Raw genomic sequence first — 22442 nt, 5'->3', positions numbered from 1 at the left:
GGCGGAGCTCGACGATGTGGTCGGGATGTTCGTCAATACGTTGGTGTTGCGGTCGCAGGTGCGGGGTGGGGCGAGTTTCGCGGAGTTCTTGGCGGCGACTCGGGAGGCGGATCTGCAGGCGTTCGCGCATGCCGATATCCCGTTCGAGCGGCTCGTCGAACTGGTCGGGGCCGAGCGTTCGACCGCTCGGCATCCGTTGTTCCAGGTGGCGTTGTCGTTCGAGAATCTGCCGCCGGCCGATTTCGAACTGCCCGGACTACGGGTCGGCGCTGTCGATTTCGATGTCGACACCGAAAAATTCGACCTGTCGCTCCGGGTCACCGAAACCGAGTCCGGTATGGCGGCGGCCTTCTCCTATGCTCGTGACCTGTTCGACGAGGACACGGTCGGGGTCTTCGCGCGCCGGTTCCTGTATCTGCTCGGGGCCATCGTCCGCAACCCGGAGGCGCCGATCGGCGACCTGCCGATCACCAACGATGCCGAGTACCGGCTACTCACCCATGTCCGCGGTGACGATGTCATGGCGAAGGGGCTGTTGCCGGAGCTCCTCACGGCCGGCGTGCGGGTGAATCCGGATGGTGTGGCGGTGCGTTACCGCGGCCGGTCGGTGACCTACCGGGAGTTGGACGCGCAGTCGTCGCGGTTGGCGCGGGTGCTCATCGAGCGCGGGGTCGGTCCGGAGCGGATCGTGGCGCTGGCGCTGCCGCGGTCCTACGAGGTCGTGCTGGCGTTCTGGGCCGTCGCCAAGGCCGGTGGCGCACATGTTCCGGTGGATCCGAACTATCCGCCGGATCGGGTGCGGCATATGCTCACCGACTCCGGTGCCGTCCTGGGGCTCACCAGCAGTGAGCACGTGGACCGGCTGCCCGGTGATGTGCAGTGGCTGCGACTCGACGACCCGGAGTTCCTGGCGGAGGCCCGCGGTGACCGATGCGGAGCGGATCGCGCCGTTGGCGATGGCCCATCCGGCGTATGTCATCTATACCTCGGGGTCGACAGGTCTGCCCAAGGGCGTGATGGTGACGCACGGGGGTATGGGCGGCCTCGCCGATGTGGCGGCCGATCTGTACGGTCTGGAATCCCGGCATCGGTTCCTGCACATCTGTTCGCCGAGTTTCGATCCTTCGGTGCTGGAATGGGTGTGCACCGCGTTCGTGGGTGCGACGCTCGTCGTGGTTCCCGGGGAGATCATCGGCGGTCCGGAACTGGCCGAACTCCTGCGGACCGAAGCGGTGACCCACACGATCATCACTCCGGCGGTGCTGGGGACCATGGACCCCGCGGGTCTGGACGCGCTCGAGGTGCTCTCGGTCGGTGGCGATGTGACCACCCCGGAGCTACTGGCGAAGTGGGAGCCGGGCCGCAAGTACTTCAACGGCTACGGTCCCACCGAGACGACCATCATCTCCTCCTACGCGCAGTTGTGCACCGGCGGGCATGTGACCATCGGAAAGCCCGTGCACGGTATGGCGGCGCTGGTGCTGGATGCGCGGTTGCGGCCGGTGCCGCCCGGTGTGGCGGGTGAGCTGTATCTGGCCGGTGGCGCGTTGGCTCGCGGTTACCACAACCGGTCGGGTCTGACGGCGGATCGGTTCGTGGCCAACCCCTACAGTTTCGAGGGTTCGCGGATGTATCGCACCGGTGATGTGGTGCGTTGGTACGCGACGCCCGGTACCCGGGCCGGTAACGAGGCGTTGCCGACGGTGAACTGGGAACTGGACTATGTGGGCCGTTCGGACTTCCAGGTCAAGATCCGCGGTCTCCGGGTGGAGCTGGGCGAGATCGATACGGCGCTGGCCGCGCATCCGGACGTCGAGTACGCGGTGACCCTGGGCCGGGATACCGACGCGGGTGCGACGATTCTGGTGTCGTATGTGCTGGCGATGCCGGGGCACAGTGTGGACACCGCCGCGGTGACCGAGTTCGTGTCCGAGCGGTTGCCGGCGCACATGGTGCCGACGGTTGTCATCGTCCTGGACGAGATCCCGCTGACCCCGGTGGGCAAACTGGACCGCAAGGCGCTTCCGGAACCGGTGCTGGAAGCACAGTCGTTCCGCGCTCCGGTAGGAGCGGTCGAGTCGATCATCTGCGAGGTGTTCGCCGACGTCCTCGGCCTCGCGCAGGTCGGTGTGGACGATTCGTTCTTCGCGCTCGGCGGCGACAGCATCCTGTCGATCCAGCTGGTGTCGCGCGCCAAGGCCCGCGGCGTGGTCTTCACGCCCCGGGACGTATTCGAGCGCCGCACCGCGGCCGCACTCGCCGAGGTCGCCGGCCGCGGCGACGCGGACGCACAGCGGCTGGCGGAACTGCCCGGCGGCGGGGTGGGCGAGATGCCGATATCGCCGGTCATGTCGCAGATCCTCGACGGCAACGATGCGTACCAGCGTTTCGCGCAGCCCATGCTGTTGCGGCTGCCGGTCGATATCGACCGCGAAACCCTCGTCGCCACTTTGACCGCGGTATTCGATCACCACGACGCCCTGCGCGCCCGCCTGCGGGACGCGGAGGGGGTGCGGACGTTCGAAGCGCTCGCGCCCGGTGCGGTCGATATCGACGCGCTGGTGGGCCGGGTCGACCTCGACAATGCCATCGGCGAAGACGAACTGGCCCGCCTCGCCTCCGCCGAATTCGATGCCGCACTGGGCCGGTTGGACCCCATCGCCGGGGTGATGGTGCAGTTCGTGTGGTTCTCGTTCGACGGTGACCGGCGCGATGTGCTGCTCTTCGCCGCGCACCACTTCGTGGTCGACGGTGTGTCCTGGCGCATCATCATCCCGGATCTGGCGCTGGCCTGGTCGCAGCTGGCGGCCGGCGCCGCAGTGACGCTCCCGCCGGTCGGGACCTCGCTGCGGCGGTGGGCGCACGGCCTCGCGGAGGCCGCCGTCGAGCCCGGCCGGGTCGCGGAACTGCCGTATTGGCAGAAGATCGCGTCCACTCCGGACCCGCTGCTGGGTACCCGCGCCTTCGACCCGGCCGTCGACACCAACGCGACGGTCGAACGATTCGATGTGTTGCTACCCGCCCATATCACCGAGACGGTGCTGACCACTGTCGGCGCCCGCTACCACGGCGGACCCAATGACGCTCTGCTGGCGGCACTGGCACTGGCCGTGGCCCGCTGGCGCGGCGACGGTCCGAACGCGGCGGTGCTGGTCAAACTGGAGGGTCACGGTCGCGAAGAGTCCGTGGTGCCCGGTGCCGACCTGTCCCGCACCGTCGGCTGGTTCACCGCCGTGCATCCGCTTCGGCTGGACCTGCCCGGGATCGATATCGACGATGCCTTCGCCGGTGGTCCCGACTTCGGCGTACTGGTGAAATCGGTGAAGGAACAGCTGCTCGCGGTGCCGGACAAGGGTCTGGGTTACGGCCTGCTGCGCTATCTGAACTCCGGCACCGGCGATCGGCTGCCGGACCGGGTACCGGGCCAGATCAGCTTCAACTATCTGGGTCGTGTCTCCACCGGGGAGATCTCCCCGGAACTCGTCGAGTTGGGCTGGATACCGACCGCCGAACTGGGCCCGATCGATGTGGACGCGGACCGGGATATGCCGGCCAACGCCGTGCTCGATATCAATGCCATCGTCAACTCCGGTGCCGAGGGTCCGGTGCTGAGCGCGAACTTCGCCTATCCGGCCGGGCTGCTCGCCGAGTCGCAGGTTCGCGAGTTCGCGGACCTGTGGATCGCCGCGCTCACCGCGCTCGCCGAGCATGTCCGGCAGCCGGAAGCGGGCGGGTTCACGCCATCCGATATGTCGCTGGTGCGGGTCTCGCAGGGTGATATCGAACGGTGGGAGCGCACCTATCCGGCGCTGTCGGAGGTCTGGCCGCTGTCGCCGCTGCAGTCGGGTCTGCTGTTCCACGCCCAGTTCATCGCGGACGGTGTGGACGTCTACACCATGCAGTCCTCGGTCGACCTGGCCGGCACCGTGGACCCCGCGCGGCTGCGGGCCGCCGCCGAGGTGATGATCGGCCGGTACCCGAACCTGCGGACCGCGTTCGTCGCCGACAGCGCCGGCCAATGGGTGCAGGTCGTACTCGACAATGTGCCGGTGCCGTGGCGCGATATCGACCTGCGCGATCTGCCCGAGGACGAACGCGCCGGCGAGCTGCGCCGGTTGCTGGCCGCGGATCAGGCCGAGCACTTCGATATGGCGGTGCCGCCGCTGATCCGGTTCAACCTCGTCCGGTTGGCCGAGGACGCGTGGCAACTGGCGATCACCTCGCACCACATCCTGCTCGACGGCTGGTCCATGCCGCTGCTCATGCGGGAACTGCTGGTGCTCTACGCACTGCGCGGCGATACGTCCGCGCTGCCGCGGGTGGCCTCGTACCGGAACTTCCTGTCCTGGCTCGCCGATCGCGACCGGGCCGTCTCCGCGGAGGCCTGGCGGGCGGAGCTGGCCGGCTTCTCCGAACCCTCGCTGCTGGTCCCGCACCCGGCGCCGGCGGAGAACTACGATGTCGGCACCGTTATGGCCGAACTCGACGCGGACCGCACGCGGCAGCTGACGGCGCGGGCCGCCGAACTCGGTATCACGGTGAACACGCTGCTGCAGGCGGCCTGGGGTGTACTGCTCGGCTGGATGACCGGACGCGACGATGTGGTGTTCGGTGCCACGGTCTCCGGCCGGCCCGCGGAACTGCCCGGAATCGAATCCATGGTCGGGCTGTTCATCAACACCCTGCCGGTCCGGGTGCGTCTCGATCACCGGGCCACCACCGGCGAGCTGCTCACCGAGCTGCAGCGCGCGCAGGCGGCCCTGCTGGAACACCACTATCTCGGGCTGAACGATATCCAGCGGGCCGCCGGGACCGCGGCGCAGTTCGACAGCCTGTTCGTGTTCGAGTCCTATCCGACCGATGCCGCCGAGGTCGCCGCGACCGGTGATATCGACGGTATGACGATCGCCGGGGTGGGTTCGCGGGACAACAGCCATTACCCGCTGACCCTGGTGGTGACCGCCGAGAACACGGTCGGAATCGCGCTGAAATATCTGACCAGCGCGTTCGCGGCCGACACCATCGAAACCCTGGCCACGCGGCTGCTGCGGGTGATCGGCCAGCTGGTCGATTCGCCGGAGCTGCCGGTGGGCGAGGTGGAATTCCTGAGTGCGGCCGAGCGGGCGGAGCTGGGCTCGCGGTCCGGTGGTCCGGCGGTGCCGGCCCGGACCCTGCCCGATCTGCTGGCCGCCGCGGTGGCCGAGGACCGGTCGGCGCCGGCGGTGGTGTTCCGTGATCAGCGGCTGTCCTACGGCGAGATGGACGAGCGCTCGAACCGGTTGGCGCGGGTGTTGATCGAGCGCGGACTCGGTGCCGAGGATCTGGTGGCCGTGGCGGTGCCGCGGTCGGCGGATTCGGTGCTGGCCGAGTGGGCTGTCACCAAGTCGGGTGCGGCGTTCGTACCGGTCGATCCGACCTATCCGGCGGACCGGATCGCGCATATGCTCACCGATTCGCGGGCGCGGGTGGGTGTGACGGTGTCGTCGGTGCGGGCCGAGCTGCCGGATTCGGTGGATTGGCTGGTGCTCGACGAACAGGATTCGCGGCGTTACTCCGGTGCCGCGGTCACCGACGCCGACCGGGTCCGTCCGCTGACTCCGGCGAACACCGCCTACGTCATCTACACCTCGGGCTCCACGGGTCTGCCCAAGGGCGTGGTCGTCACGCATGCCGGTCTGGCGAACTTCAGTGCCGAACAGGTCGAAAGGTACGGACTGAACCGGCATTCCCGGGCGCTGGCGTTCGCGTCCCCGAGTTTCGACGCCTCGATCCTGGAACTGCTGCTGGCGGTGGGTTCCGCGGGCGCCCTGGTGGTGGTTCCGCCGGGGACCTACGGCGGCGCCGAGCTCGGCGAGCTGATCGCCCGGGAACGGGTAACGGTCGGATTGATCACGCCGTCGGTGCTGGCCTCGCTGGATCCGGCCGATCTGGCGGGTATGCGGGTCATCATCGCCGGTGGCGAAGCCATTTCGGCGGATCTGGTGGCGAAGTGGTCCACGGTCCGCGACGGTGGGGTCGAGCGCCGGCTGCACAACGCCTACGGTCCGACCGAGGCGACTGTCGCGACGAATATCAGTGGGGCGCTGCTACCGGGCGATCCGGTGACGATCGGCGGCCCGGTGCGGGGTATGCGCGCGCTGGTACTGGACGATCGGTTGAACCCGGTCCCCGAGGGCGTGGCCGGTGAGCTGTATGTCGGTGGTATCCAGCTGGCGCGCGGCTATCACGCGCGCGCGGGTCTGACGGCGCAGCGATTCGTCGCCGACCCGTTCGGTGCGCCGGGGTCGCGGTTGTACCGCACGGGTGACATCGTGCGTTGGCGGCGCGACGGCGCCGGTGATCCGGCGGTGGAGTATGTGGGCCGCAACGACTTCCAGGTCAAGATTCGCGGTTTCCGTATCGAACTCGGCGAGATCGACTCCGCGCTGACCTCGTCCGACGCTGTCGATTTCGCGGTCACGGTCGGGCACCGCAATCCGGCCGGCGTCATGTCGCTGGTGTCGTATGTGGTGGCCGCACCGGGAACTCCGGTCGATACGGCGGGCGTACGCACGCATATCGAGGCGCTACTGCCGGGCCATATGGTGCCGTCGTCGATCATGGTGATCGATGAGATCCCGCTGACCCCCGCCGGGAAGCTGGACCGCAACGCGCTGCCCGAACCGGTTTTCGCGGCCGACGCCGGCTACCGCGCCCCGCGCACCCCGCTGGAACAGACCGTCGCCGAAGTCTTCGCCGAAGTTCTGGGCGTGGACCGGGTGGGTGTGGACGATTCGTTCTTCGCCCTCGGCGGTAACTCGCTGCTCGCGACCAAGGTGGCGGCCCGGCTGGGTGCGGTCACCGGGGCCGAGATCAGTGTGCAGTGGATGTTCACCGAGGCGACGGTCGCCGGGCTCGCCGGGCGGATCGTCGAGCCGGGTGCCGCGGCGGAACTGTCCGAGGCGGCATTGCGGGTGGTGCTGCCCATCCGGGAGACCGGTACGGCGACCCCGATTTTCGCTGTCCACGCCCGGGACGGGCTGGCGTGGAGTTTCGCCGCGCTGACCGGACTGCTGCCGGACGATCAGCCGATCTACGGTCTCCAGTCGCCCGCCTACACCGAACCCGACTACGCGCCGGATTCGCTGGCGGAGATCGCGGCCCGGTATCTGTCGGAGATCCGGCGGATCCAGCCCGACGGTCCGTATCGCCTGCTCGGCTGGTCCTTGGGCGGTGTGCTGGCGCACGCCATCGCCACCGAATTGCAGGCGGCGGGGGAGCAGGTCGAGATGCTGGCCCTGCTCGACAGCCATCCCGCCGTCGATCCGGGAATCTTCGAAACCCTGCTCCGTGCGGCGCTGGTGGAACAGGGCATCGTGACCGAGGAAGCGGGGGCCGACCGGGGCGTCGGCGAACTCGACGACGCCGAACTGGAACGGCTGCACGAGCTGATCCCGCCGGAGTTGCTGACCCTGCCGGTGGAACGGTTGCGCGGGGTGTACCGGACCGCCGCGCGATCCGCGGAACTGATCTCCGAACACCGGCCCCGGACCTACAGCGGTGTCATCGATTTCTTCCGCGCCGAGGTACCCACACCGGGTGCGCGGCAGGCCGGCCCGCGGGCGGAGGACTGGTTGCCGTATGTAGCCGGGGAAATCGTCGAATACGCGGTACCGGCGACACACGACGATATGACGACGGTGGAATCGTTCTCGGTGATCGCGCCGCGGTTGCTGGCCCGGCTCGCGGGCACGGCCGGCGAAGAGGGCTGAACCGGTACGCCGCGTCGGGGTCGGCGGCCCTCTACAGGGGCGCCGACCGCGTCGCGGTCCGGTGGTGTCTCCGGCCGGTTTCTCTCAACCGAGGACCATCGGCAGTCTTGCGGACAGCTCGCCCAGGGCCGCCTCTTCCTCGGCGGTGGCGGCGCGGCGTCCGGTGCCGATCAACAGGGCGTCCCGGTCGGAGAACGTCGCCGGGAATACGGCTCCGGCGATGCGCTCCAGCAGCTCCCGCGAGCGGGCGAGGCACTCTTCGGGCGGTTGTGCGGCCCGCGGGAGATGGGCGACCAGGTCAAGGTGGTGCAGCGTCCATTCCAGGACGTAGGCGGACAGATAGTCACCGGTGGTGAGGACCTCGTCGCGGGTACTCACCCGCTGGTCCGGGTCGGCGAGTACGGCGGCGCGGCCGGCGGCCGAGCCGACATCGTCGAGGTGGAGTTCGAGCAGGCGCGGCTCGCCGTAGGCGGCGGCCAGCCGGACGGTGAGGGCGTCGAGTGGATCGTCCCCGGTCGGTGGGGTCTCGGCGATATCCCAGTAGGTCACCGCGTCGCGCGTGGGTTCCTTGTCGGTGGGGGTCACCAGGGTGATCAGCACATCCTGGGCATCGATGATCAGGTGGCAGACCAGATCCCGGACGAGCCAGCCGGTACATCCCGACGGTCGCCCGAAATCCGCGTCCGCGAGTCCGGCGACCGCCGCGCGCAACGCTGTCCACGAGCGTGAGAAGTGATCCACCGCCGCAAGCTAGCAGCGCCGACCCACCGCCGCGAGCGGTTTCCCGGCCGGCACGGCTCCGGACGCGGTCCCGGGCGTGTCCGGCCCGGTCGTCCACGGCGCCGAGCGAGCGGAATCGGTGCGCGGCCCGGCGTGCCCGGCCGTCGAGCCGGCCGCGGGGGCAGATCATGACCGCATGGGTACTCGACGTATCGCCGGCCGCGCGCATCTGTGGCGGAACGCGGGCACGGTGCTGTCCGCGCTGCTGTTCTACTATTTCGTGCCGGTCGGACTGGAACTTCCCGGCTTCTGGCCCACGCGAGTGGTCACGCTGGTGGCATTCGTCGCCGGGGTGGCAGGGCTGTGCTGGCTGGCCTATCGCCGGATCGGCCAGTTCCTGGCCGCGAGCGACGATACGGGCCGCCGCGTCGACGGGTTGCTTTTCCTGATCACTCTCGTCGTGGTGTTCTTCGCACTGTTCTACTACGTCCTCGAGCTCCGCCAGCCCGGACAGTTCGCCGAGTTGCGTACCCGCAACGACGCCCTCTATTACACCGTCGCGACGCTGGGCACCGTCGGTTTCGGTGATGTGCACCCGGTCGGTCAGGCCGCCCGGGTAGCGACCACAGTGCAGATGGCCTTCGACCTGGTAGTGATCGGTACGCTGCTGGCCGTGACCACGACCGGAATCACCCGGCGTTTGGACCGCACGGATGTCGGAGGCCCCCGGTAGCCTGAGGCCGTGCCCGAACTACCGGAAGTGGAGGCGCTGGCGCAGTTCCTGCGGGAGCACGCGGTCGGCGCGGTGGTGGGGCGGATCGATATCGCGGCGCTGAGCGCGATCAAAACCTTCGATCCGCCGGTAACGGCGCTGTCGGGCCGGGATGTGACCGGCGCCGGGCGGTGGGGGAAGTTCCTCGGGATGGACTGCGGGGGTCTGTGGCTGATCACCCATCTGTCCCGGGCGGGCTGGCTGCGCTGGACCGACAACCCGAGTGTGAGCCCGCCCAAGCCGGGTCGCGGTCCGCTCGCGTTGCGGGTGCACTTCTTCACACCCGAGGGCGCCACCCCGGCCTTCGACCTCACCGAGGCGGGCACCAAGAAGCGTCTCGCCGTCTATATCGTGAACGACCCGGCGCAGGTTCCGGGGATCGCCCGGCTCGGGCCCGACGCGCTCGCGGTCACCGAGCCGCAGTTCGCCGAGCTGCTGGCCGCCGCGCCGGGGCGGATCAAGAATGTGCTGGTCGATCAGACCGTGCTCGCGGGAATCGGCAACGCCTATTCCGACGAGATCCTGCACACCGCCAAGATCTCGCCGTTCGCCACGGCGAAGACGCTGTCCGCGGCGAAGGTCGCCGACCTGTACGCGGCGATGCGCACGGTGCTGGCGGATGCCGTGGCGCGGTCGGTCGGGCAGGATGCCGCCCGGCTCAAGGGTGAGAAGCGTTCGGGTATGCGGGTGCACGCCCGCACCGGTCTGCCCTGTCCGGTGTGCGGTGACACGGTCCGCGAGGTCGCGTTCACCGACCGGTCGTTCCAGTACTGCCCGACCTGCCAGACCGGGGGCAAGATCCTGGCCGACCGCCGGATGTCACGCCTGCTCAAATAGGACCGGATCAGCATGTCGCCGCGGCACGAGTCGTTTCTTGTCAGTGCGTGGGCGCGACACGGTGGGTCCAGGACACGCCGTAGGGGCGCGGGATGTCGTCACACCGGGAATCGAACACACTTTCGAGTATTCTCGGACGGTGATCGGAATCGGCGACAAGGTGCGCATCGGGGAGTCCGGGGCCTCGACCTTCGTGGTCCGCGATATCGACCACGAAGAGGCTCGCGCGACGATCGAACCCGACGACCCGCAAGCCGCCGGCGGGTACCCGTTCTCGATGCCGCTGGCTGCACTGGTCGCGGTCGAAGCACCCGAATAGCCCCGGCGATCGAACGCGGAGACAACAACCAGCCGTGACAGCGGCGGCAATGCACGACCAGCCTCACCGTGGGCTGCTCACCGTTCTCGGCCATCGTCTTCGCCTCCGGGCCGGGACAGTTACTCCGAGAGGATCGCACGCCGGTCCGACAACACGGCCTATGGCGCGGACGCTCGACCGGCATCGCGATCAACTGCTCATCCGAGACCTCCGCCGCACCAGAGGCGCTGCCCTGCCCGATCACGGTTTTGTCCTCGGCTGCCGCCTCACTCACTCGGCTTCTGTCCCTCGATCATTGAGATCCGCCGCTGATCAGACAATCCCCGATGGGTGCGCACCTACTACGAGGGCATGGAAGGCCGGCTCTCCGCGCTCGGGCCGGTGCTCGACCGTCTCGCGCTGTGGAACACCGTCTACAACGACCGAGCCCTGGAAGAGCTTCGCGCACAAGGCTATCCGGTCCGTAAGGAGGGTGCTGCCCGGTTGTCGGCGTTCATCCGCAGCCACGACGACGAGTGACACCTGACCGGCGTAGACCGGCCGGGGAGTCCGGCCGACTCTCGGTTCCGATGTTTCCCGCATCGGGGACTGGATCGTCGGTGGGCCCTGAGAGGATGCCCCGCGAACGTTGTCGAACATGGGAGAAGTGCGTGGCGGACAAGACTTTACGGGTGATCGGCGAGCTCATGGGTTCGGCGTCGTCGGCGGGTTCATTTGCTGCGCGTCGGACGGGGTCGGCGGAGAACCTGAGGATCGAGGTGGATGGGGTGGGGCCGATCCGGTTGCCAGTGACGCCGGCTCAGGCGCGGGAACTGTGCGGGGTCGGGCGGCCGGCGCGGTATGGTCTGCGCGAGCAGACCCTATTGGACGCGAATGTGCGCGACACATGGGAGGTTCCGCGGGACCGGGTAACGATAGACGAACGGCAGTGGCGCGAGACGTTGCTGCCCATGCTGGACATACTGCAGGCCGAGCTGGGTCTGGCGCCGGATTGCGAGTTGTCGGCGGAGCTGCATTCGATGCTGGTGTATGAGCCGGGACAGTTCTTTCAGCGCCATCAGGATTCGGAGAAGGCCGACGGCATGATCGGCACGTTGGTGGTGACGCTGCCTTCGACGTTCACCGGCGGGGAACTGGTGATCGAGCAGCAGGGGACGGAGGTCACCGACCAGGGTTCACCGGAGGAGCTGTCCTTCGTCGCGTTCTACGGCGACTGCGAGCACGAGGTGCTGCCGGTCACCGACGGTTTCCGGATCACGCTGACCTACAACCTGGTGGCGAAGGGGCGTACCGGCCCGGACGCCGCTGCATTCGCCACGCATCCGTCGGTAGCGTTACTGGCCGAGCAGTTGCGCGCCTATTTCACCACACCGATGGAGCCTTTCCCCGGCCAGCCGGAGAAACGCCCACGTCATCGACTCGTCTACCTGCTGGATCATCAGTATTCCCAGCAGGGATTCGGGTGGAATCAGCTCAAGGGCGGCGATGCTGCCCGTACCGGGATGATGCTCGCCGCGGCCGAACTCGCGGGATGCGACACGTCGCTGGCTCTTGCGGAGGTCGAGGACTCCTACGACGAGGACTACACCTCCTACATGTTGATCTATCGTCAGCGTTGGGAGCGCGTCGAAGACGGGTGGAAATGCGTCGACAGCTCTGAGGTGTACCTCGATGAAGACGGGGAAATGGTGGAGCCCGTGCCCGATGACCTCGACAGATTTCCGGTGCGCTCCAGCCTTCCTTTGGTCCCGGGATCGGAAGATCTCGGCGAGCTGCGCGAGTCGACCATCAGATTGACCTGGCTGATCGACCGATCAGGGACGGCCGGTGAGCCTGCTGAGCCGTATGTCCTGGACGGGGAGTTGTGCTCGGGTGAATCCAAGTCGACGCTGGAGCCGTTCGCGTCGGAAATCAAGGGTTACACGGGCAATGAGGGAAACACCGCCAATTTCTGGTATAGGCGCGCGGCGATCATCATCCGGCCCCGTCAATAGAACTGCCCGGCAAGCAATCCCCGGCTTCAACCGTCGACGCGGGACGACCTGTCGGCCACAGGCCGACGAGTCGGCGGGTTGCCTCTGCCGCTGGTTGATCGGAGCAAGTAAGCGGACAGTCGCGTCAGTCGGTCCGCTTCGGATCGCGTTCCGCACCGTCCGGGGCGGGACCGTCCGCACTGTCGAACATTTCGTCCACCATGTTCACGGTCGCATCGACGGCGGTCGCGGCAACCGGATGTTCGGCGGCGACGGTGTCGAGCAGCGTTCCCTCGCCTTCGAGCTCGGCCTCGGAGCCGGCTCCCGCGTCGTCGGCCGGAAAAGCCGGCCCACCGACCCCGGCCGGGACCAGCTGCGGTGCGCGGACACCCGCCCACAGCTTGCGCCGGGCGCTGTCCGGGTCGTTGTCCACCCGGCCCGGCGCGTCGATGATGAGCGTGCTGCGTTCCTGTTCGGTGTAGCGCGGCCAGGACGGCAGCGGTTCGCCGGTGCGGGCGAAATGCAGCCAGTTGTTCTGGACCTGGCGGGTCACCGCGAGCAGACCGCGACGGCTACCACCGGCGGTGAGGGCTCGGCTCCACGGTTCGTAGACCGTGCCGAAGGTCGGCAGCAGATCGGTCGCGTGCGTGGCGCCCAGTTTGTTGAGCTGGAGGAGCCGGGGCGCGAAATCGTAGCGATAGGCGTAGGTGGGGGAGTGACGGCTGTGTCCCTCTGCCACCGCCACCGAGGGCCGCCAGAAGAAGTAGTCGCCGCCCGCGCGGATCGCGGCCTGTTCGGCCGGGAAGCCCGGATAGGTGGAGAACACCCGGGGGTAGAGGTCGGGTCCGGCGACCGAGAGTGCCTTCTTGAGCCGCTCCGGGCGGGTGGGCAGCGTATCGGTGAAGCGGTTGAACAAGGCGCCCTCGTTACGGCAGGTGCCGATGATCAGCGGAACCCGGTGGGTGTGGCCCTCGGTGAAGGCGTCGATCGGAGTACGCGGCAGCAACTCGCCGTCGGCTACCGGCGCGGCCGGGAAGAATCCCGGGAACTCCGCCATCGCCGCATTCGACGCCCGGTTGAACGCGCGGCGGATATCGTGCGGATCGGCGGCGCGCAGCGCGTGGTTCGCGTCCTCGGGGGCGACGCCGAGCCGGTCGAGGATGCGGCGGGCGAACTCCCGCGATTCGGCGACCGTCAACCCCCAGTCCGCGGGTGGGCTCTGCGCGATACCGCGGTGGAACAGGCCTTCCGCCGAGGGCGTCGCCAGCAGGCTCAACACCGCGTGCGCGCCGGCGGACTCGCCGAAGATCGTCACATTGTCCGGGTCACCGCCGAATTCGGCGATATTGGCCCGAACCCAGCGCAGGGCCGCGATCTGATCACGTAGACCGAGATTGGAGTCGTAGGGGCTGTCCGGTGTGGAGAACTCGCTGAAATCGGCGTATCCGAACGCGCCGAGCCGATAGTTGATCGACACCACGAGCACATCCCCGTCGGCCGCCAGCTGGACACCGGAATAGAGGCGCAGCGCCGAAGTGCCGAAGAGGTAGCCGCCACCGTGGATGAACACCATCACCGGACGCGGTCGCACCGAGGCGGTGGCGGGAGCCACGACATTCAGTGTCAGCGAATCCTCGCTCATCTCCTGCAGCTTGCGCGGGCCCAGCCGCACCCCGAAGGTCGGTTGGATACCGGCGGCGCGGAAATAGGTCGCGTCGCGTACATCGGTCCACGGCTGCACCGGCCGGGGCGAACGGAACCGCAGGTCACCGACGGGTGGCGCGGCGTACGGCAGCGACCGCCAGTACATCACGCGTCGGCCGCGGCGACCGCGGACCACACCGTCCGCGGTCGTGATCTGTTCGGTTGCGCTCATCTACCCGATGGTAACGACGACCTATCGGTCTCCAACAGTCGTAACCAGAATTCGCTGATCGCGGGAAAAGCGGGCACCGCGTGCCACAGGGCGTCGAGTGGGACGCGCCCGGCGACCGCGATGGTCGCGGCGTGCAACTGTTCGCCGACATCGGGGCCCACGAAGGTGGCACCGAGCACGGTGCCGGTGGTGTTGTCGATCACCAGCGCGGCGCGGCCGGTGTAGTCGTCGCGGGCCAGCGCCGAACCCGCGACCGCGATATCCAATTCCACCGTGCGGATCTCGTGGCCGGCCTTCCGGGCGGCGTCGGCGGTGAGCCCGACGGCGGCGACCTCGGGGTCGGTGAACACCACCTGCGGTACCGCGTGGTGGTCTGCGGCGGCCCGATAACGCGGGCCGGTCAGCGACCGGCCCGCGGCGCGTGCGGCGATGACGTCCCCGCACACCCGGCCCTGATACTTGCCCATATGGGTGAGTGCGGCGCGGTGGTTGATATCGCCGACCGCGTACAGCCAGGCCTCGGGTACACCGGACACCGTCAGCTGATCGTCGACCTCGACGTACCCGCCGGGCAGGCCCACTGTGTCCAGGCCGATCCCGTCGGTGTTGGGCACCCGCCCCGCCGCCACCACGATCTCGTCGGCGACGAGCGTGGTCTCGCCGTCCGGGCCGTGGGCGTGCACCGTGACGGCGCCGCCGTGGATCCGGCCCTCGCCGTGATCGACGGCCGCCGGGCGCGTCACCCGTAGCGGCCGGGTCCCGAACCTGATCTGCACTCCCTGCGCGGTGAGCGCGGAGGCGACGTACTCTCCGGCGAACGGTTCCACACCGGTGAGCAGCCGATCCCCGCGGACCAGGACGGTGACCTCCGCGCCGAGCGCCGAGAGCCAGGTGGTGGCCTCACACGCCACCACGCCGCCGCCGATCACGATCACTCGTTTCGGGATCTCGTGCAGGTTGGTGGCATCGCGGGAGGTCCAGGGCAGGGCCTCGCGCAGGCCGGGGACGTCCGGGACGGCCGCGTGGGTTCCGGTGGCCAGTACCACTGCCGAGCGGGCGCGCAGTACCCGCTCGCCGACCCGTACCCGGCGTTCCCCGTCGAGCCGACCGGCGCCGCGGATCACCTCGATACCTTGCTGGGCCGCCCACTCGACCTGACTCGTATCGTCGTGGTCGCCGTTGTGGGCGTGCACGAATTCGTCGCGCCGGCGCAGCACTTCGGCGGTATCGGGACCTGCTGCCTCGATCCCGGGCAGTCCCAGCGCGGCGCCCAGCACGTGGCCCGGTCGCAGCAATGCCTTACTCGGGATACAGGCCCAGTACGAGCATTCGCCACCGACCTTCTCCGGTTCGACGATCGCCGCGGTGCGGTCGCTGCCCGCGATGGCATAGGCGGCGGCGTTCTCACCGGCCGGACCACCGCCGAGGACGATGACATCGTATTCGGCGACCCCACCGTCCGCGGTGGCGTCGCTGTCGCTGCCGGGCATTACTGTAGGTAGCCCTCGACCTGTCCCGCCGAGCGCGGCTGCGCCTCGTCCGGTGGTTCGTCGCGATCGATCCGGGCCCGCCGCTGCCGCAGCAGATCCCAGCATTGATCGAGCATGACCTCCAGTTCGGCCAGTCGCCGTCGCTCCACGTCGGGATCGAGTTCCCCGCGCGAGGCCCGGGACCGCAGGTCGTGCTCGTGGTCGACGAGATCCTTGATCCGCCCGAGTATGTCCTGTTCGGTCATGCCGACCATGCTACGACCCCGGTGTCCATCACCTGGTCATTCGGCGGGGCGCAGCAGATAGATGTCCATGATCCAGCCCTTGCGTTCGCGCAACTGCGTCCGCTGCCGCACGATTTCGCCGGCGACCGCGCCGACCCGGCCGGCGATCAGGGCTTCGTCGGACATCCCCAGATAGGCACCCCACCAGATGAACGTGTCGTCGGGGACGGTGGTGAACGCGCAGTCGGCATCGAGCATGACCACTGTCGATCCGGTACCCAGCCCTTCCTCACGCAGGCGGCGCCCGGTGGTGATGTGTACCGGTTCGCCGATCCGGTGCAGCACGGTCCGGTGCCGGGCCGCGAGGGCGTGCACACTGGTGACTCCCGGTATCACGGTGTAGTCGAAGTCCAGCGCGCCCCGGGCCAGCACCCGCTCCACCATGCGCAGGGTGGAGTCGTAGAGCGCGGGATCACCCCAGACCAGGATCGCGCCGACTCCCTCCTGCGCCGCGAACGCCTCCTCCAGCAGCAGCGAACGCCGTTCGTGCCAGTCCAGCACCGTGTCGCGGTAGTCCGCGGGATCCCGGTCGCGGGGCGGATCGGGGATCTCCACGATCCGGTAGGGGCGGTCGGCGTATTCGGTGAGGATCGCGGTGCGCACCGCCACCAGTTCCTGTTTCTCGACGCCCTTGCCGATCACGAAGTAGACGTCGATCTCCCGGAGGGCCTTGACGGCCTGCATCGTCACCTGGTCGGGGTCGCCGGCACCGATACCGATCACATACAGCGTGCGCATGGGGTCAGCTTGGCAGGTCGGGGACCGGGCGGACCGCCGGGTGGCCAGAGGAGGCGTATCGCCGGGAAGCTTCGCCGCTCGCCCGCGACGCCGGGCGTACCCCGGGGCGGCGGCACGGCCTACCGGCCGCGAAGTAAGCTCGGCCCGTGGTCAGCGCAGCGAACAGTCAGGTCCCGGACCCGCGACACGCTCCGGACACCCAGTACGAAGATCTGCTCCGGCTCGTCCTGGAGACGGGGACCGCGAAGGCGGATCGCACCGGCACCGGCACCCGCAGTGTGTTCGGACACCAGCTGCGGTACGACCTGTCCGCCGGGTTCCCCTTGATCACCACCAAGAAGGTGCATCTCAAATCGATCGTGTACGAACTGTTGTGGTTCCTGCGCGGCGACTCCAATGTGCGATGGCTACAGGAGCACGGGGTCGGTATCTGGGACGAATGGGCCGATGCCGAGGGCGAGCTCGGCCCGGTATACGGGGTGCAGTGGCGTTCCTGGCCGGCTCCCGACGGCCGCCACATCGACCAGATCGCCCAGGTGTTGCACACGCTGCGTACCGACCCCGATTCCCGGCGGATGCTCGTCTCGGCCTGGAATGTGGCCGAGCTGGACCGGATGGCGCTGGCACCGTGCCATGCGCTGTTCCAGTTCTATGTCGCCGACGGCCGGTTGTCCTGCCAGCTGTACCAGCGCAGCGCCGACCTCTTCCTCGGCGTGCCGTTCAATATCGCGAGCTACGCGCTGCTCACCGTGATGGTCGCCCAGCAGACCGGGCTCGTGCCCGGTGATTTCATCTGGACCGGCGGTGACTGCCATATCTACGACAACCACCACGAACAGGTGACCGAGCAGCTGACCCGTGCGCCGTACCCGTTCCCGGTGCTCGAACTCGAACCCGCTGCCTCGCTGTTCGACTACCGGTACGAGGACGTGCGGGTACACGACTACCGGCACCACCCGGGGATCAAAGCGCCGGTGGCGGTGTGACCGTGACCGGATCCACCCGCGTGATCGGCCTGATCTGGGCGCAGACCCCCGCCGGGGTGATCGGGGTGGACAACACCATTCCGTGGCGGGTGCCCGAGGATATGGCTCGGTTCAAGGAGACGACCGCCGGTCATCCGGTGATCATGGGCCGCCGCACCTGGGATTCGCTGCCCGCCCGGTTCCGGCCGTTGCCGGGCCGGCGCAATATCGTCGTGACACGGCAGCCCGGGTGGTCCGCGGACGGAGCGGAAGCGGCCGCGTCGGTCGAGGCCGCGCTGGCACTCGCGGCGCCCGCGGCGACATGGGTGATCGGCGGCGGCGAGATCTACCGGCTGGCGCTACCGTATGCCGGCGAACTGCTGATCACCGAGGTCGACACCGAGGTGGACGGTGACGCGCACGCCCCGGCCCTGGGGCCGGAGTGGTCGTCGGCCGATCCGGCGACCTGGCTCGAATCCTCGAGTGGGCTGCGCTACCGGATCAGGCGTTTCACCCGCGACTGAACGCCCTCGCCCGCTCCGCGGGGGCGATACCGGCCCGAGCCTCGGAAAACGCCGGAACGGTGGAGCCGGGTCGGGCATACTCGGCTGTACGTCCCGCGATCACAGCCCGGTCGCGGGTATGCGGAGGCGAAAGGCTGTCCATGGACAAGAAATCGCTGACAGCGGTGGCCCGGCAGCAACTCAAGCTGGCCGCGACCGTGACCAGTGGCCGCAGCTCGCAGACAATCTACGGCGGTCACGCGAATTCGCTACGCCAGACCGTGGTGGGGTTGTGCGCCGGCCAGGGCCTGGCCGAACACGACAACAACGGTGAGGCCACCCTGCTCGTCCTCTCCGGCACGCTCACGCTGCACAGTGGGGACAACGAATGGAAGGGTTCGGCCGGGGACCTGCTGGTGGTGCCGAAGGCCCGGCACAGTGTGCAGGCCATCGATGATGTGGCCTTTCTGCTGACAGTGGCCAAGTAGGCGGCCCGGGTCGCGCGTTTGCCGGTCCCGCGCCGGTAATGTGATCGGCTATGGGGCAGCCGCAGCCGATTCTCGAACCACTCACCCCGGCCGCGTATTTCCTGGTCGCCACCATCGACCCCGGTGGTGAGGCGGCGGCCCGGGATCTGCTCGCCGAGCTGCCCGGTCTGCGCCGGGCCATCGGATTCCGGTTGCCCGGCGCCGGGCTGGGTTGTATCACCGGGATCGGCTCCACCGCCTGGGATCGCTTGTTCGGCGGATCCCGCCCGGCCGAACTGCACGAGTTCCCCGGGTACGAGGGGCCGCTGCACCGGGCTCCCGCCACGCCGGGCGATCTGCTCTTCCACATCCGCGGCCAGGTGCACGATGCCTGCTTCGAACTGGCCATGGCGATCGGCGACCGGCTGGCCGATATCGGCACGATCGTCGACGAAACGGTCGGTTTCCGCTATTTCGAACAACGTGACCTGCTCGGTTTCGTCGACGGCACCGAGAACCCGGAGGGCGGCCTGCCGGATACGCCCGCCGGCCGGGCCGCGCTGATCGGCGCCGGCGATCCGGACTTCACCGGCGGCAGCTATGTGATCGTGCAGAAGTACCTGCACGATCTGACCGCCTGGCGGGCGCTGCCGGTGCAGGAGCAGGAACGGGTGATCGGCCGCACCAAACTCGAGGATTTCGAACTCGACGACGAGGTGAAACCCCCGGATTCGCATATCGCGGTGAACCAGGTGATCGAGCCGGACGGCACCGAACGGGAGATCCTGCGCGCGAATATGCCGTTCGGCAGTGTCCGAGACGGCGAGTTCGGCACCTATTTCGTCGGCTATTCGGCGACCCCCCGGACCACCGAGATCATGCTGGAGCGGATGTTCCTCGGGACCGACGAGGCCACCCACGATCGGATCCTGGATTTCTCCACCGCGGTCACCGGCACCCTCTTCTTCGTTCCGCCCCAAGATTTCTTCGAGGATCTGCCCGACCCGCCGGAGGAAGCCGCCGCGGCAGATCCGGGCCCGCCGCCGGTCGCCGACGGTTCTCTCGGTATCGGCACGTTGAAAAGGAGCAGCACTGTATGAACAACCTGCATCGCGAACTCGCGCCGATCACCGACGCGGCCTGGGCCGTCATCGAAGAGGAGGCCACCCGGACCTTCAAACGGCACAATGCCGGCCGCCGCGTGGTCGACCTGTCCGGTCCGCACGGCACGGACTATTCGGCGCGCGGGCTCGGCCATACGACACCTGTCGCCGCCCCGCACGACGGTGTCCAGGCGCGCCAGCGGGTGGTGGCGCCGCTGGTCGAGCTGCGGGTGCCGTTCACACTGTCGCGCGAGGAACTCGACAATGTCGAGCGCGGTGCCCAGGACACCGACCTGGATCCGGTGAAGGACGCCGCCCGCAATATCGCCTTCGCCGAGGACCGGGCCGTCTTCGAGGGTTACGCGGCGGCCGGTATCACCGGTATCCGCGCCGCCTCGTCGAACCGCTCGATCGCGCTGCCCGAGGATGTGTTCGGGGTGCCCGAGGTGATCGCTCTGGCGGTGAGCCAGTTGCGGCTGGCCGGTGTCGACGGACCGTATTCGGTGCTGCTGAGCGCCGACCTGTACACGAAGGTCAGCGAGACCTCCAACCACGGTCATCCGCTGCGCACCCATCTGGAACGCCTGGTCCCCGACGGGGAGATCATCTGGGCGCCGGCCATCGACGGGGCTTTTGTGCTCACCACCCGCGGCGGCGACTTCGATCTCACCGTGGGCCAGGATCTGTCCATCGGCTATCTGGCCCACGACGCCGAAACGGTCCAGCTCTATTTCCAGCAGAGCATGACCTTCCATGTGTACTCGGCCGAGGCCGCCGTCGCGCTGTTCTGAGCGGGTGACCAGCGTCGCCGGAGCCACCGGCGATCGTCCGGTACGGTGTGGCCAGCGCCAGTTCGCGGGGTGAACGGAGTCGGTATGCAGAGGGTGCACGCTGGTGTCGTGCCCACCGGTCGGGTGCTGGGTTACAGCCTTGCCGGAGTTGCGGTGGTCGTGGCGGTGACCGTTCCCACGGTGCTGCTGTTCGGGCCCGCCCGGGTGTTCACCGGGATCGTCCTCGGCGCGATACTCGCCGTCGCCGCGCTGTTCGCGCTGTTCACCCGGGATACGGTGATCCTCACCGAGCAGGCGATCCATCGGCGGACACCGTGGTCGGCGACCAGTATCGATTGGGAGCGCGTGGTGGCCGGGCGTTTCGGCCTCGACGAAGACGCGCGCTGGTCGCTCGCGCTGGACCTGACCGGAGGTGAGGAATTGCACAGCGAACTCGTGCTGCTGTCCATTCCGCCGGTCCGCGGGCCGGTCTCGGGGGCCTACGATCTGCGTAAGCGCGAACAGGTCAACGAGATACGCAATATGTTGCGCCACAAGAAAGTTCCGATCACCGTGTTGCCCGATATCGCGGGCGCCCTGGAGCGGCACTGGCAGATAGCCCCACCGACTCGCTGAGTGCCGCCGGTGCTCGACGCACGCCGTACCGACGGGCGCAGCTCCCGGACCGCTGCCACCATGGACGATGATCCGCCGCACGACAGAGGAGCACAGAGCAATGGTCCGCTATGCCCGAGCTTTCGCGGCAGTCCTGACACTGGTGGCGGCGCTGGGTGCCGGACTGCCGGGAGTCGCGCGGGCCGAGGCGGCCTGGTACCCGGGTCGGTTGCTCGCGGCCGAACCGCTCGCCCGGCCGTGGGCCGGGCTCGCCGGTGTGCAGCGGATCGAATACGTCACCACCGGCCCCGGCGGTGAACTGGTCCCCGCGGCCGCGGTGGTGCGCATCCCCGAGGGGCCGGCCCCGGACGGGGGCCGGCGGGTGGTCGCCTGGGACCACGGCACCGCCGGGCTCGCGCAGAATTGCGGTCTCACGGGTTACGACAAGCTCGAGAAGGAAACCGGGCCGTCCGTGGCGCGTCTCAATGACGCCGGATATGCCGTCGTCGCCCCCGACTACATCGGCCTGAGTCCCAATTCGCCGGGCCCGCATCCGTATCTGCACACCACGAGCGAGGCCACCGCCACCATCGACGCGGTGCGCGCCGCCCGCTCCGCATACCCCGGACTGGCTCCGAGCTGGGCGGTGGCCGGGTGGTCGCAGGGCGGGCATGCCGCGCTCGGCACCGGCCGGCTCGCCCCCGAGTATGCCCCGGAGCTCGACTTCCGCGGTACCGCCGCCCTGGCCCCGGTCAGCAATCTGGAGAGCATCTTCCTTCGTTCGCGCCCGGACCAGCCCGAGATGCCCGGGTACGTGGGCCGGTACGCGCCCATGGTGCTCGCCGGGATGGTCGGTGCCCGGCTGGGCCCGGAGGTCGGCGATTTCCTGACTCTGCAGGGCCGACGGTTCATCGCCGGGCTCAGCACCAACTGCAATGCCCAGGCCTCGGCAATGCTGGACACCACGGAGATCGGGTCCCTGGTATCGCGACCCCTGAACGATCCGGATTTCGCGCTCGTGGTGCGCGACTATATGAGCGTGCCGGTCAGCGGCTACCGGGATCCGATCCTGCTCGTACAGGGCGTCTACGACACCGTCGTCCCGTTACCGCTCACCCTCGCGCTGGCGGGGCAGTTCGTCGTGAACGGCACGGAGCACGCGGTCCAGTTTCTCCAGGCCGGCCACGAGGATCTGGCGGAGAGAGGCGGCCTCGACCGCGCTCTCACCTTCCTCGACAAGGTGCTGCCGGCCGGCTGAC

General features: G+C 68.6%; 18 protein-coding genes and 1 pseudogene. 14 read left to right on the top strand and 5 right to left on the bottom strand.

Annotated features, from left to right (window positions below; translation table 11 throughout):
- Positions 1-25: 25 nt before the first annotated feature.
- Together IG75_RS40610 and IG75_RS36350 are read left to right on the top strand one after the other, a co-directional pair.
- A pseudogene (locus IG75_RS40610) lies at positions 26-802 on the top strand (condensation domain-containing protein); the annotation flags it as partial.
- 121 nt (positions 803-923) lie between these two features.
- Positions 924-7751 carry a non-ribosomal peptide synthetase gene (locus tag IG75_RS36350; protein WP_282184886.1) on the top strand — a complete coding sequence of 2276 codons (6828 nt, stop codon included), beginning with the start codon at positions 924-926 and terminating at the stop codon, positions 7749-7751.
- 84 nt (positions 7752-7835) lie between these two features.
- Here IG75_RS36350 and IG75_RS0117630 read toward each other — a convergent pair whose 3' ends face one another.
- Positions 7836-8492 (bottom strand): maleylpyruvate isomerase N-terminal domain-containing protein, encoded by a 657-nt coding sequence (locus IG75_RS0117630; protein WP_030522387.1) that lies wholly within the window; start codon positions 8490-8492, stop codon positions 7836-7838.
- A gap of 175 nt (positions 8493-8667) precedes the next feature.
- Between IG75_RS0117630 and IG75_RS0117625 the strand changes: the two genes are divergently transcribed.
- The 5 genes from IG75_RS0117625 (at position 8668) to IG75_RS0117605 (ending at position 12393) form a co-directional block, all read left to right on the top strand.
- A complete protein-coding gene (locus tag IG75_RS0117625; protein ID WP_030522386.1) occupies positions 8668-9204 on the top strand; it encodes a potassium channel family protein in 537 nt (178 codons plus the stop codon).
- 9 nt (positions 9205-9213) lie between these two features.
- The gene (locus IG75_RS0117620) at positions 9214-10080 is read left to right on the top strand and encodes an Fpg/Nei family DNA glycosylase (RefSeq protein ID WP_030522385.1); all 867 of its coding nucleotides are present in this window, start codon (positions 9214-9216) and stop codon (positions 10078-10080) included.
- Positions 10081-10219: 139 nt separating this feature from the next.
- Positions 10220-10399 (top strand): hypothetical protein, encoded by a 180-nt coding sequence (locus IG75_RS39145; RefSeq protein ID WP_030522384.1) that lies wholly within the window; start codon positions 10220-10222, stop codon positions 10397-10399.
- 330 nt (positions 10400-10729) lie between these two features.
- Positions 10730-10918, top strand: coding sequence for a Tn3 family transposase (locus IG75_RS0117610; RefSeq protein WP_030522383.1), 189 nt, complete (start codon positions 10730-10732; stop codon positions 10916-10918).
- A gap of 131 nt (positions 10919-11049) precedes the next feature.
- Positions 11050-12393 (top strand): 2OG-Fe(II) oxygenase, encoded by a 1344-nt coding sequence (locus IG75_RS0117605; RefSeq protein ID WP_051714684.1) that lies wholly within the window; start codon positions 11050-11052, stop codon positions 12391-12393.
- A gap of 124 nt (positions 12394-12517) precedes the next feature.
- On the opposite strand, the gene IG75_RS0117600 is transcribed toward IG75_RS0117605, so the two are convergent.
- Genes IG75_RS0117600 through cobF form a run of 4 tightly spaced genes read right to left on the bottom strand, consistent with a single transcriptional unit; the run spans position 12518 to position 16760 of the window.
- The gene (locus IG75_RS0117600) at positions 12518-14248 is read right to left on the bottom strand and encodes a carboxylesterase/lipase family protein (RefSeq protein ID WP_063834157.1); all 1731 of its coding nucleotides are present in this window, start codon (positions 14246-14248) and stop codon (positions 12518-12520) included.
- The gene (locus tag IG75_RS0117595) at positions 14245-15738 is read right to left on the bottom strand and encodes a dihydrolipoyl dehydrogenase family protein (RefSeq protein ID WP_051714683.1); all 1494 of its coding nucleotides are present in this window, start codon (positions 15736-15738) and stop codon (positions 14245-14247) included. The genes IG75_RS0117600 and IG75_RS0117595 overlap by 4 nt, the downstream gene beginning before the upstream one ends.
- Positions 15738-15983, bottom strand: coding sequence for a DUF2630 family protein (locus IG75_RS0117590; protein ID WP_030522379.1), 246 nt, complete (start codon positions 15981-15983; stop codon positions 15738-15740). The genes IG75_RS0117595 and IG75_RS0117590 overlap by 1 nt, the downstream gene beginning before the upstream one ends.
- A gap of 36 nt (positions 15984-16019) precedes the next feature.
- Positions 16020-16760, bottom strand: a complete 741-nt coding sequence (gene cobF, locus IG75_RS0117585) for a precorrin-6A synthase (deacetylating) (RefSeq protein WP_030522378.1) — start codon at positions 16758-16760, stop codon at positions 16020-16022.
- 146 nt (positions 16761-16906) lie between these two features.
- On the opposite strand from cobF, the gene IG75_RS0117580 reads away from it, so the two are divergent.
- From IG75_RS0117580 to IG75_RS0117550, 7 genes are all read left to right on the top strand, one after another.
- A complete protein-coding gene (locus IG75_RS0117580) occupies positions 16907-17746 on the top strand; it encodes a thymidylate synthase (RefSeq protein ID WP_051714682.1) in 840 nt (279 codons plus the stop codon).
- Positions 17743-18249, top strand: coding sequence for a dihydrofolate reductase (locus IG75_RS0117575; protein WP_373863777.1), 507 nt, complete (start codon positions 17743-17745; stop codon positions 18247-18249). Before IG75_RS0117580 ends, IG75_RS0117575 begins: the two co-directional genes overlap by 4 nt.
- Before the next feature lie 140 nt (positions 18250-18389).
- On the top strand, positions 18390-18716 hold the full coding sequence (locus IG75_RS0117570; RefSeq protein WP_030522375.1) for a cupin domain-containing protein: 327 nt from the start codon (positions 18390-18392) through the stop codon (positions 18714-18716).
- A gap of 50 nt (positions 18717-18766) precedes the next feature.
- The gene (locus tag IG75_RS0117565) at positions 18767-19795 is read left to right on the top strand and encodes a Dyp-type peroxidase (RefSeq protein ID WP_030522374.1); all 1029 of its coding nucleotides are present in this window, start codon (positions 18767-18769) and stop codon (positions 19793-19795) included.
- Complete coding sequence (locus IG75_RS0117560; RefSeq protein ID WP_030522373.1) at positions 19792-20589, top strand: family 1 encapsulin nanocompartment shell protein; 798 nt, start codon at positions 19792-19794, stop codon at positions 20587-20589. Before IG75_RS0117565 ends, IG75_RS0117560 begins: the two co-directional genes overlap by 4 nt.
- A gap of 108 nt (positions 20590-20697) precedes the next feature.
- The gene (locus IG75_RS0117555) at positions 20698-21204 is read left to right on the top strand and encodes a hypothetical protein (RefSeq protein ID WP_245713356.1); all 507 of its coding nucleotides are present in this window, start codon (positions 20698-20700) and stop codon (positions 21202-21204) included.
- A gap of 100 nt (positions 21205-21304) precedes the next feature.
- Entirely contained in the window at positions 21305-22441 is a 1137-nt protein-coding gene (locus IG75_RS0117550) for a lipase family protein (RefSeq protein WP_081876953.1), read from the top strand.
- Position 22442: the final 1 nt, after the last annotated feature.

The sequence above is a fragment of the Nocardia rhamnosiphila NBRC 108938 genome (assembly GCF_000720425.1).
GTDB lineage: Bacteria > Actinomycetota > Actinomycetes > Mycobacteriales > Mycobacteriaceae > Nocardia > Nocardia rhamnosiphila.
This window is presented reverse-complemented; position numbering and strand designations above follow the sequence as displayed.